We start from the raw sequence: 12,139 nt of genomic DNA on the forward strand, positions 1-12,139 counted from the left end.
TCCTTTTTTATTTATTAACTATGAATTATTTTAAACTATACAAATTAATTATAGCACAGAACAAGTTTTTTTTTGATAAAACAATTATAAGTGCTAAAAAAAATATTATTATTATAAAATTAATGTTATAATAATATTGATAATACTATATATAATCAAAAGCTTATTATAAAATAATGATTATTCTCACAATGAATTGAAAGATAAATTACATTCCATATAAGAATTTCGCAATAATAAATTAAAAAATATGAAAATTACAAAATTAAGATATAGATTTGCAACTATTACAACTACTTTTGTATTATTGTTGTTAGTGGTGCTGATTTTTAAATCTTTTGACAATATTGATAATATAAGCCCAACAAAAAACGAACCTAATCATAATGTGGATGTTATTCAAGAAAAAATCTATAACATGGATGGAAACATTGACCATATTTTGGATTACGATAGCAAAACAAATCAAAAAATTAAACTCACAGCATTTAATGAAGAAGAAGGGTGTGTTTGGTATATCATAGAATATGATTTGCAAACTGCCAATAAAATAAGACAAACTGTCTTTGGCAATGATGGAAATATCATAAATATTAAAGAATACGATCCACATACGCAAAATTTAATTAAAGAAATAAGTTTCGCAGAAGGAACATCAAATATTTTATATATGTATGAATGCGATGCTAAAGGTGGAAATATCATAAAAGAAACTCATCATAATAGTCAAAATGGCAAAATAGAATATATTTTAGAATATGACCCTCAAACCCAAAATAAAATTAAACATACAAAGTATTTTCCTAATGGAAATATCGATTATATAAATAAATACGACCCCAAAACAGAAATAAGAATTTGGTGCGAAAAATACAAATATCAGAGCAAAAATAATGTTAAAGATATTTATAATTATGATCCTAATAGTGGCGATGTCATAGAAAACAATGACAATTAGAATTGTTGGGAAAAATGTTTAAAGGCAAAAGCAAGACTAGTTTAAAAAGGTAGTTTTTCGAAATAACAAAAAGAAAAAGCATGCAAAAGGAGCTTTTGCATGCTTTCATCCTAATATTTTATTTAATTTTTTAATTGTTGTTGTTTTTTATGTCCTAAAGCTTTATTAATGTGTAAAAAGTCTTCTGGATGAACGTACAAAACTCTATCATCATAACTATAATAAGTTTTTTTAGTGTAATCTTGTAAAATTTCGAACTGCATTTCTTCAATGTTATTTAATTTTTCTAAAACTTGTTTCAAAGTTTCTGGAATTTTATCCCAAAAATTCTTTTGTGAGTTAAAAGTTTGGGCATTATTAGGGATGGTATCAGCTTTGGATTGCTCTTGTTTTTCTTCTAATTCTTTGATTTTTTGTTTCATTTCTAATTCAAAGATCTTTTGATTAAAATAAGTTTCAAGCATTTTATGCTTTAATTCTAAAAGATCAGTTTGCGAACGGTTATTATCTTTTTTGTCCATCATCTCCATTAATTTTAAATTAATTAGACAATTAGAATCAAAGTCTTTGTTATTAATTAAAACATTGGGAATTTGAGGTTGTTCGTTTTTATTATTGTTGTTTTTGCTCTCTTTAAACGATTTAGAAGGACTAAAGAAAGCTGCAATGCGAAAATTGATAACATAAATGAAAATTAGCGTTTTAATTACTAATTTTACTAAAAGAAATATCAGTACAGGGAACAAAACAGCTCCAACAACCCAAATCCAATGGTTATTGGAAACCCAAGTTGCCAATTCTTCAAATCTCAAAAAACCAACCTCCTAATAAAAGCTTCTGTAAAACTTTTATACTTTATTTGTTAGCTTCATAAAAAACTTAAATATGGCTTATATTTATTTTATCATAAAACTTTATATCTACACCTTTATTTAATCAAAAAAAGAAACAATTGTCAATTAATTTTGGTGGTTTTTTGAGATAAAGTTGTTTTCTTGGAATTTTAGAAAAGATAAATAAGTTTTTTTGAGATTTAAAGGGTAAAATGATTGAAAAAATGCGTTTTAAAATATTTTAATAAAATAAAAACATCAATTAAGCTTTTCTGATAAACACTTTTTTTACTTTATTAAAATATTTTTCTTGGGGTAATTTAATTTTGGCAGGGATATCAGGATTCGAACCCGAACGAGCGGTTTTGGAGACCGTTATGCTACCGTTGACATCATATCCCTTAATTTGTAAGTAGGTTGTATGGTACGGGTGACAGGATTTGAACCTGCAAGCCTAAGCGCTAGATCCTAAGTCTAGTGCGTCTTCCATTCCGCCACACCCGCTTTTACATTTGTTATTTTCGTTCGTTAATAACTAATAAACAGTTATAAAATGGCAGACCCAGCTGGATTTGAACCAACGAATCACGGAGTCAAAGTCCGTTGCCTTACCACTTGGCTATGGGCCTCAATATAAATTTATAATCTGGATATTTTATTATTAAATAATGTTTATAATATTTTTTTTGTATTTTTATATTTTGTGTAATATATTCTGGGGCGGCTAGTGGGAATCGAACCCACGCATATCGGCGCCACAAGCCGCCGCGTTAACCACTTCGCCATAACCGCCAAATAATTTTAATAATTAAAATTCAATAACATAAAATATTATACCTTGATTTTGTTAATTTGTAAAGTAAAAAAAGTTAAGTGAGTTGTTTTTATAAATTTTTTTAGTCAATATTTTTTGTGAAAATGTTTAAAAAAGTTTTTAGGGTATAAATTGAGATAAAAAATATGTATCCAAAAAGAAGCAAAAGAAAAAAAGGATAAGTCCAAAAAAGTTTAAAAAGAAATTCCCAAAATATATTCCCAACAACAAGTTCTTAAAAAATAATATGAGAGATTAAATTATGGAAATTATTTTTATCAAAATGAAAATGACTTCGAAAACTAACAAAAAATAGCTAATTTTATTTGGCGGAGGAAGAGGGATTCGAACCCTCGCATCTTTTTAGATCTACACGCTTTCCAAGCGTGCCTCTTCGTCCACTTGAGTATTCCTCCAAAAATCCAAAAACTATAAAAGTTTAATTAGATTTATGATTTAATTATTAGCCGCAAAAGCAAAAGCATTCTTGCTGATCGTCTTTATATTGGTTAGTTTTGTTTTGTTTTAAACGCAAAACATCTTGAGCAATAGCAAGTTCTTCGTTGGTAGGAATGACAAAAGCTTTAATGGTAGAATCAGGAGTTGTAATAAGTTCTTGTTTGCCTTTAACTTTGTTTTTTTCTTCGTCTAACTTAATTCCTAAAACTGATAAACGTTTAATAATTTCGGAACGAAAAAAAGAAGAATTTTCGCCAATACCAGCTGTAAATACTAAAGCATCAATTCCTTTTAATAATACGTAATAACTAGCAATATAATCAACTATGCGCTTAACTTGGATGTCGTGTGATAAAATAGCTTGCTGGTTGCCTTCTTTAATGCTTGCCAAAATATCACGAGTGTCATTAGAAATACCTGATACTCCTAAATAACCTGATTTTTTATTCAAATCATCGATAACACAAGCAACAGTTTTGTTTTCTTTTTCAGATATAAATTTCACTACTGCAGGATCAATATTTCCACTACGAGTTCCCATAGGAACCCCTTCTAAGGGAGTGAAACCCATAGAAGTATCAACTGATTTACCAGAATCCACTGCACACAAAGAAACGCCGTTGCCAGCATGACAAATAATGATTTTGGCGTTGTCTTTAGCCAAAATTTGTTGCATTTGCTCAGTTACGTATTTATAAGATGTACCATGAGCTCCGTATTTTCTAATTTGGTATTTTTGGTACCAGTAATAAGGAGTGGCATATAAAAAATTAACTGCGGGCATGCTTTGGTGAAAAGTAGTATCAAAAACAGCTACTTGAAAAGTTTGAGGAAGTACTTTTTGAAAAGCTTTAATACTTATTATGTTTGCGGGATTGTGTAAGGGTGCTAGGTCGCATAAACTTTCAATTTGAGCAAGGGTTTTTTCAGTTAAAACGGCAGAATCACTAAATATTTCTCCACCTTGAACTACGCGGTGCCCTACTCCTTCTATTTCTTCCAAAGCATTAATAACTTTTTTTTGAATCAAAGCATCTAGCAATAACTCTACCGCTGTTTGATGGTTTGGCACTTCTAATACTTGTTTGTCTTTTTTGTCTTTGGTCTTCATTGTTAAAACAGCTTGATTGCTGCCAATTCTTTCAAATAAAACTGAAACAATTACTTCTTGTTGTGGCATTTCTAATAATTGAAATTTTAAAGAAGAACTACCAGAATTTACCGACATAATTTTCATATATTTTTCTCCGATTTTTGATGTATAATAATTTATTTTTTTGTTTATATATTATTTTTTTTGGTTGAGTTTGTTTTAATTATTTGTTATTTGATTTATTTTTTATTAATTTTTTGGTAAAATTTCAAGCAAACAATATATTCCCCAAGCATGAAAACAAGTTCCTGCAATAACAAAAAGATGCCAAATAAAATGAAAATATTTTTTATTATCTTTAATATAAAAATAGATGCCTAAACTGTAAAAAACACCACCAAGTAAAACGAAATAAAAAATATTGGTTTCCCACATTGCAGGCACTAACAAAAGCCCACTCCAACCAAGCAAAGCATAAAAGATTAAATGAATAATTTTTCCTTTATTCATCCAAAAAACTTTGCATATGATACCTGAAAAAACTAAAATACATTGGCAAACAAAAAAGAATTGTCCTTTGGAAATTGGCACACTTGCTAAAGCAAATAAGGGTTTTTGTAATTCTGGCAAAAGTAACAAAATAGGGGTAAAAGTTCCCCAAATTAATAAATAAATACTAATATGATCTGTCTTTTGAAAAAAATTATGAGCTTTGGTAAAGGATAAAGAATGATACAAAGTACTCATCAAATAAAGAATAATCATCGATATGCTAAAAACAAGCACAATATAACCGTTAGGATTTGACATTGAAGAGGTTTTAAGACAAAAACAAACAAGAATAAAAAATCCTAAAGGAATCATTAAACCATGGGAAATGGCGTTGGCAATTTCTTCACCCAAAGTTTGTTTATCACTTGGTTTAGTAGAACATTTCAGAATAAAACTCCCTTCTTGCTTGGAATATGCAGCAATTAATGAAATTATAAAAAGTTTAGAAATTATACAAATTATAAGAAAAAATAAGGAAAATAAGGAAAATAAGGAAAATAAGGAAAATAAGGAAACATTTAAAAAATAATAATTCATTTTATTAAATAATTTATAAATTAGATTAAATTGTAATAAAAACTAATTCTTATATATTCTATCACATAAAAGTAGTTGTTAAACTAAATTTGGTAAATTGACAAAAGACAAATATATGGAGTTTCACAACATGCTTCAAAATATAATAATGTATGGTCAGCAAATAAGGTTATAATATTTAAGGAAACTGAGTTTCCATAGAAAAGGAATATTTTTAATGAAATCTATTCAAACTAAATACTACAAGTATTTAATAATTATAACATTTATTATCGCACTAATGATTTTGTTATCTGCAATTATTTTTATTAATCAAAAAAATAAATCCGCCCCTAAGGCAAAATTAAGCCAACCCCTTCCTGAAATCAAAACCACTCACAAGACAAATATTATTGAACATTATTTAGGTCTAAATCCTAATTTAGAAAATTTAAAAAAAGAATTTAGAAAAATAAACCCTGATTGGAACCAAGAAGTTTTTGCTTATAATTATCATATGCTTTCTAAAAATAATGCAAATCAAAAAATTACTGATGCTATCCAAAACAAAATTTTTGCTATTTTTTTAAACTTTAATGATGAAAAAATTACATCATATCAAACTCAAAATAATCTTTTAGATGCCTTAAAGCAAAATCAAAACAATAAAATTCATATTTTTTGGAAAAAAGAAAAACCAAATCCCACTCTTATATTAACTTTTCAAGACCAATTATTGCATAACATAAATAAATGGCAACAAACGGCAACAAATATTTTTGATAAATTACAAACCTATATTAATGATATAGATCAAATATTAAAAAAACCACTAACACCACTTGAAAAAAATAAAATTGTAATTGATATGAATACAGGCAAATGCAAAATCACAGAAATTAAAGATTTTATAAAACAAAATTTGATGGCTAATTCAAATGCCAAACTTGAATCTGATCCAGAACAAAATATTTTAATAAAAAAATTAAGGAAACAATCTTTTAATTTAATGGAATTGAGAACAAAATTCCAAACTCTCCAAAAAATATCTCAAAAAATATCTCAAAATGTCAATATAACTACCATATTTCAAAAAGATATGCAAGAATTAGAAAACCTTATAAAAACAACTATATTAGAAATTATAAATGAATCTGATAAATTAAATATATAATTTTCATAAATAACTAATGATTTTTTTTATACATTTTTTTCTTCAATTCTTCCAAAATTTGTTCTACAATAGCTTTAACTTGAGGATTGACAAAAAGAATCTGATTTTTAACTTCAAAATAAGTTTTTTACTACAATTTTTCAAAATCACAATTTTTAATTTATCAATATTAACTTTTTTCAACATTCTTCTAATTTTTTGTTCTTTGGCTTGTTTTTTAACATGAATATTTCCTTTTTTCTTCGTTTTATTTTTATTAATAAATTATTTTTAGTTAATAAAATAAGCTAGTTTTTTAATACCGTATTTTTGCATTTAAGCTTTTATTTTAATCTTTTAGGCAAAATTTTGTCTTTACCATATTTTTTTACTTTTTTTGTCTTTATAAAAATATTTTACAACTTTTCAAATAACTTTTAAATATTTTGTAATTATTTTTAATATATTGCATCATTTACATTTTGGATATATTTTAAATATTTTTAATCATAAAAAGGAGACAAAATTCATTATTAATCATTTGCAAAATCAAAAAACTAATATTTTATCACAAAAACTCCAAATTCAAATTATTTTGTATTTTTTGCATTTATATAACATCAATAACATTATTAATTGGATTAGTTTATTTGCAATTTAGAAATCAAAGACTAAATCATAAAGTTTTCAATGAAACAGTAGCTATTAATGAACCTCAAATCCAAACTCTCAAAAAATATAAAAAAACTCACCCAAACAAAATAAAGGGGGTAAGTGGGACAAAACTTTAAAAAAGGGAATAGAATTTGTATCTGTAATACAAAAACCTACTTTAATGACTCACAAAAAATACATTTTTTATGAAAACAAACCAAATATTGCAAATTTATAATCTATTCCCGAATTAACTAATGTTCAAATATTAGAACAAATAATAAAACCCCAAAAAATTAATCAAATACAAAAAGAACTTGATTTGTTTAAACAAAAAAACAACCATTTTCAAGAACCTTTGGATTCGCAATGAATTAAATTATTGCAAAATCCTTTTAATAAATGGCAAAAAACTTTAAACAAAATAGATATTTTTACTCAAATCCAAATAATACAAGATAACAATGCTATTTTTTGCTTATTTTTAACAAAAATATTGAAATTACCCTTAGAAAAAATAAATAAGGTTATAATTATGGAATATAACAGTAATCAAAAAAATATTAATTCAAGACAAAGAGATTTTTTTAGGTAATTTAATATTAAGCATTTATCAAAAGCAATTTAACTGTAAAGAAAGTTTTAATTTATACTTTAATCCTGTAAGAAAAACTTTATCTATTTATAAAAAAAATATAACATATTATAAATAGCTTACAATTTTGAGCAATAAAATATTGTAGTTCCAACAGCAACAAAAAAAACAGATATAATTAGAAAAAAACACATTAATCACAATCAAACAAACCCCAAAGAGACTTTTTACAGTCTCTTTTTTTATTAAACCCAAATAATTTATAATTTTGTTATAATTGAAGTATCAAACACACAAAAAACCAAAGCAATAAGGAAAGCAAGGATAAAACATTGATAGCTGAAATAATTATAGATATAAAAACTACATATCAAGGAATCAACAAACCTTTTGATTATTTGGTACCACCCCATTTTGAAAAGATAATCCAAAGGGCAATGAGAGTTGTTGTTCCTTTTGGTAATGCTAATTTACAACGCTTAGGCTACATTATCAATTTAAAAGAAAATAGCCAATTTAATAACAACTTAAAAGAAATAATAACTATTTTGGATGAAAATCCTTATTTTGATCAAGAATTTTTTTTATTATCCCAAGAAATGTTAAAAACTCCTTTTATCATTAAAGCTTTAGTTTATAAAACTATTTTCCCCAAAGAATTTGTAAAATCTTTTTTAAAAGAAATTAAAATTATAAATAAGGAGTTGTTGCCTGAAAATCTCAAAGGTTTTTTCACAAACAAAAATGAAATTTTTTTAAATCCGAAAAACAAATCCCAAGAAAAACTGTTAGAACATTTCACAAAAATATCTAAGAAAAAAATTGTCATAATCAAAGATATTTTACAACTTAAAGAAAAAAACAATGAAAAAAAAATATGCATTTACCACCTTAATCCACAATCAAGCGAACAAAAAGACAAAAAATTAACACCCAAACAAAAAGATTTTATTGAAAAATTAAAACAATTAAAGCCTTTGAAAAAATTATATAAAACACACTCAAATGAAATCAAACATAGCAAACAAAAAATAGAAATTCAAGAAATCACAAGAAAAAAAGCCTTAGAATTAACTTCGAACAGCATTATTCAATCCTTAATCCGCAAAAAGCTTATTTTACAAACAGAAAAAAAAATAAGTATAATTTTGAATCACAACTTTGATTTGCTTGCAGAAGACAAAAAAATAATTTTGAATGAAGAGCAAAAACAAATATTGCAAAAAATAAATATTAACTATCATAAGACTTATCTTTTGCACGGAAAAACAGGAACAGGAAAAACTGAAATTTATCTCCATTTAATTACAAAAGTTCTCAATCAAAATAAGCAAGTTTTATTATTGGTACCCGAATTAATGTTAATAGCTCCTTTAATGCAACGCCTCCAAGCCAAATTTACAAAAAAAAATATAGCTATTTTGCATAGTTATTTAAGTCCCAAAGAACATTTAGACCAATTCTTAAAAATTAAAGAACAACAAGCCTACATTGTTTTGGGAACTCGTAGTGCTATTTTTGCTCCTTTAAATAATTTAGGAATTATTATTATTGACGAAGAACACGAAGAGGCTTTAATAGAAAAAGAACGCGCCACTTATGATGCAAGAATCTTAGCACAAATAAGGGCTAAATACCACAAAATTCCTTTAATTTTAGGAAGCGCTACTCCTTCTTTGGAAAGTCATTATCAAGTTTTACAACAAAATTATCAACTTTTAAGCCTTACCAAAAGAGTTTTAATTGATGATTTTCCGCCCATAGAACTTGTTGACATGAAAGAAGAATTAAAAAAAGGTAATTTAGAACCTTTTTCCCAAAACCTCAAAAATGCCTTAAAGGAAGTTATAGCCAAACAACAACAAGCCATTTTATTTATCAACACCAAAGGTTTTGCGCCATTTGTTTTATGCCGTTTTTGCGGGTTTGTCCCCAAATGCCATAAATGCAATAATAGCCTTACTTTTTATCTAAAACAAGAGCTATTAAAATGTAGTCATTGTAACTATAAAGAGCAATTTACAAAAAAATGCAGACGCTGTTCCAAAGAACAAATAAAAGAAGTTGGCGTTGGTATCGAATACATCGAAGCTTATATCAAAAAAGAATTTTTGCATGCAAGGCTTATCAAATTTGATTCAGATACTATAACAAAAATTAGTCAATACGAAAAATTATGGAACGATTTTAATCAAGAAAAAGCAGATATTTTGTTAGGAACTCAAATGATTGCCAAAGGGCTTGACTTTCACAAAGTTACTTTAGTAGGTATTTTAATGGCAGATTCTTTACTCAAAATTCCTAGTTTTAAAGGCTCAGAAAAAACCTTTCAATTAATCATTCAAGCAGCAGGACGTTGTGGCAGAAAAGAACAAGGAAAAGTAATTGTGCAAAGCTATAATGTAGATCATTTTGCAATTAATGCAGCAGTTAAATATGAAGAAAAGGGGTTTTTGAGAAAACTTTTAGAAGAAAGAAAAATGTCACAAAACCCTCCATTTGGATACCTGAGCCAAATTTTAATCTCTCATAAAGATTTTAAAAAAACTTTTAATATTGCTTACCGAATCAAAGGCGCATTGGCAAATCGCTTTTCGCAAAAGATAACTGTTTTAGGTCCTGTTTTGTCACTTATTCCTAAAAAAAATAACCGTTATCGCTGTTTATTGACACTAAAATATAACATTTGGCCTTTGGATCTAGATTTTATTTTGGAAAACAACATTCACCAAGATGCTTTAATTGTTTTTGATAGGTTCAACAATTTATTGTAAACAAATTATAAAAGCAAAAGATAAATTAAATTTACATTGAGGAAAGAAAAAACAACATCCAAACAAAATTACCATTCTTTTTTATTGCTTTTTAATTGCCATTAACAAAAAAATATGTACTTAAAAAAAACCAGAAAAAACAATACAAAATCAGCAATTATTTTATTGTATAAATTGACATTTTTTATTATTTATGTTAAAATGAAATTAGTTAGTTATTAAAAATATAAATTAAAAGCGAGGTATTATTTCAAAAACATATGGACGATAGTGATAGTATAAAATTTATCACAATAAAGATCTTTGAAAAAAAGACGTTTTTGGATAAAAAAAAAAATTTAGCAAATAAAAAATTATGCATTAATGCCAAAAGGGGTTTTTTCTTATGAATCCGATAATCATATTGATTATTTTAATCGCATTAAATGCTTTTTTTGCAGCTTGCGAAATATCTTTTATTTCTACTAACGAAAGCAAAATTGAATTAGATATTAGAAAGGGCAATAAAAATGCTTTAAGAGTAAAAAAAATCAAAGCCAAACCAACCACTTTTTTATCAGTAATTCAAATTATGATTCACATCATTACTTTTTTTCAAGGAAATATTGTAACATCTTATTTTCTAAGAGAGAAAGAGGGTCATTTTTCATTACATAAAATTGGAATTGAGGCTTTAATTATTACTCTTTCTATTATTTTTGGAGAATTAATTCCTAAACGCATAGCAATGCATGCGCCTTCTAAAATTGCTTATTTTTTTTCTGGTTCTATTTCCTTAATTGCTTGGTTAATTACGCCTTTAGTTTGGGTTTTGACTCAAGTAAGTAATCTTTTTCTTATTGTTTTCGGACTAAATCCTAACAAAAATAGCATACAAATTTCGGAAGACGAACTACGATTGATGTTAATTTCAAGTTATCAAAAAGGCATAATTGACAAAGATGAAAATAAAATGATTCAAAATATTTTTGAATTTGATCACACAAACATTTTTGAAGTAATGCGTCACCGCACTGAAGTAGTTGCAATTGATGTTGAAATTACCAAAAAAGAATTAATTAAAACTATCCAAAATGAAAAATACACACGTTTCCCAGTTTATGAAAATAGTATTGATAATATTATAGGAATTTTACATATTAAAGATATTTTTAATTATTTAATGTCCTCAAACACAAATAAAATTTTTGATTTGAAAAAATTCATTAGAAAACCTTATTTAGTGCAAGATGCCCAAAATACTAGAGAAATATTTCGCGAAATGAAAAAAAACAAAACCCATATGGCAATAGTAATTGACGAATATGGTGGCACAGCTGGAATAATTACTTTTGAAGATTTAATTGAAGAGATTTTAGGTGAAATTTCTGACGAATACGACAACGAAGAGCTAATGATCAAAGAAGTTGCCAAAAATGAATATATTGTCAATGGATTTGCTGATTTAGAAGAAGTCGCAGAAACAATTAAATTAGAATTTAACACTGAAGATTACGACACTTTAAGTGGTTTTTTAATAGGAAAATTGGGAAGATGCCCCAACCAAAATGACAAAAATACCGAAATCATTTACAAGAATTTTAAATTTAAAATCTTAAAACACAATGATAAAGTAATTTCTCAAATCAAAATCTCAAAAATAGATTTACAAAAATAAAATAAAAAAAGCAAATATTTTCATATTTGCTCTTTTTTATACCTTTATAAGTTTGTTCAATTAAAAAATCATTTATTTTCA

General features: G+C 26.2%; 8 protein-coding genes and 5 tRNA genes. 5 read left to right on the top strand and 8 right to left on the bottom strand.

Annotated elements, in window-relative coordinates; all coding sequences use genetic code 11:
• Window positions 1–250 precede the first annotated feature (250 nt).
• Window positions 251–958, top strand: a complete 708-nt coding sequence (locus AYWB_RS02735) for a DUF2963 domain-containing protein (protein WP_011412837.1) — start codon at window positions 251–253, stop codon at window positions 956–958.
• 122 nt (window positions 959–1,080) lie between these two features.
• Here AYWB_RS02735 and AYWB_RS02740 read toward each other — a convergent pair whose 3' ends face one another.
• The 8 genes from AYWB_RS02740 to trhA form a co-directional block, all read right to left on the bottom strand.
• A complete protein-coding gene (locus AYWB_RS02740; protein WP_011412838.1) occupies window positions 1,081–1,770 on the bottom strand; it encodes a hypothetical protein in 690 nt (229 codons plus the stop codon).
• A 348-nt stretch (window positions 1,771–2,118) separates the two neighbouring features.
• Window positions 2,119–2,193: transfer RNA gene (locus AYWB_RS02745), tRNA-Trp, on the bottom strand.
• A 20-nt stretch (window positions 2,194–2,213) separates the two neighbouring features.
• A tRNA-Leu gene (locus AYWB_RS02750) sits at window positions 2,214–2,295 on the bottom strand.
• Window positions 2,296–2,345: 50 nt separating this feature from the next.
• Window positions 2,346–2,420, bottom strand: a tRNA-Gln gene (locus AYWB_RS02755).
• 87 nt (window positions 2,421–2,507) lie between these two features.
• A tRNA-His gene (locus AYWB_RS02760) sits at window positions 2,508–2,583 on the bottom strand.
• A gap of 349 nt (window positions 2,584–2,932) precedes the next feature.
• Window positions 2,933–3,021 (bottom strand) — tRNA-Ser (locus tag AYWB_RS02765).
• 47 nt (window positions 3,022–3,068) lie between these two features.
• On the bottom strand, window positions 3,069–4,301 hold the full coding sequence (locus tag AYWB_RS02770) for an acetate kinase (RefSeq protein WP_011412839.1): 1,233 nt from the start codon (window positions 4,299–4,301) through the stop codon (window positions 3,069–3,071).
• A 105-nt stretch (window positions 4,302–4,406) separates the two neighbouring features.
• The gene (gene trhA, locus AYWB_RS02775; protein WP_238374431.1) at window positions 4,407–5,021 is read right to left on the bottom strand and encodes a PAQR family membrane homeostasis protein TrhA; all 615 of its coding nucleotides are present in this window, start codon (window positions 5,019–5,021) and stop codon (window positions 4,407–4,409) included.
• A 19-nt stretch (window positions 5,022–5,040) separates the two neighbouring features.
• Between trhA and AYWB_RS04070 the strand changes: the two genes are divergently transcribed.
• The 4 genes from AYWB_RS04070 (at window position 5,041) to AYWB_RS02795 (ending at window position 12,058) form a co-directional block, all read left to right on the top strand.
• Window positions 5,041–5,238, top strand: a complete 198-nt coding sequence (locus tag AYWB_RS04070; RefSeq protein WP_187321659.1) for a hypothetical protein — start codon at window positions 5,041–5,043, stop codon at window positions 5,236–5,238.
• A gap of 225 nt (window positions 5,239–5,463) precedes the next feature.
• Window positions 5,464–6,399, top strand: coding sequence for a hypothetical protein (locus AYWB_RS02780; RefSeq protein WP_011412841.1), 936 nt, complete (start codon window positions 5,464–5,466; stop codon window positions 6,397–6,399).
• Between the two features lie 1,560 nt (window positions 6,400–7,959).
• Window positions 7,960–10,401, top strand: a complete 2,442-nt coding sequence (gene priA, locus AYWB_RS02790) for a replication restart helicase PriA (protein WP_011412844.1) — start codon at window positions 7,960–7,962, stop codon at window positions 10,399–10,401.
• 385 nt (window positions 10,402–10,786) lie between these two features.
• Window positions 10,787–12,058 carry a hemolysin family protein gene (locus tag AYWB_RS02795; RefSeq protein ID WP_011412845.1) on the top strand — a complete coding sequence of 424 codons (1,272 nt, stop codon included), beginning with the start codon at window positions 10,787–10,789 and terminating at the stop codon, window positions 12,056–12,058.
• Window positions 12,059–12,139 lie beyond the last annotated feature (81 nt).

The organism is Aster yellows witches'-broom phytoplasma AYWB (assembly GCF_000012225.1).
Classification (GTDB): Bacteria; Bacillota_I; Bacilli_A; order Acholeplasmatales; family Acholeplasmataceae; genus Phytoplasma.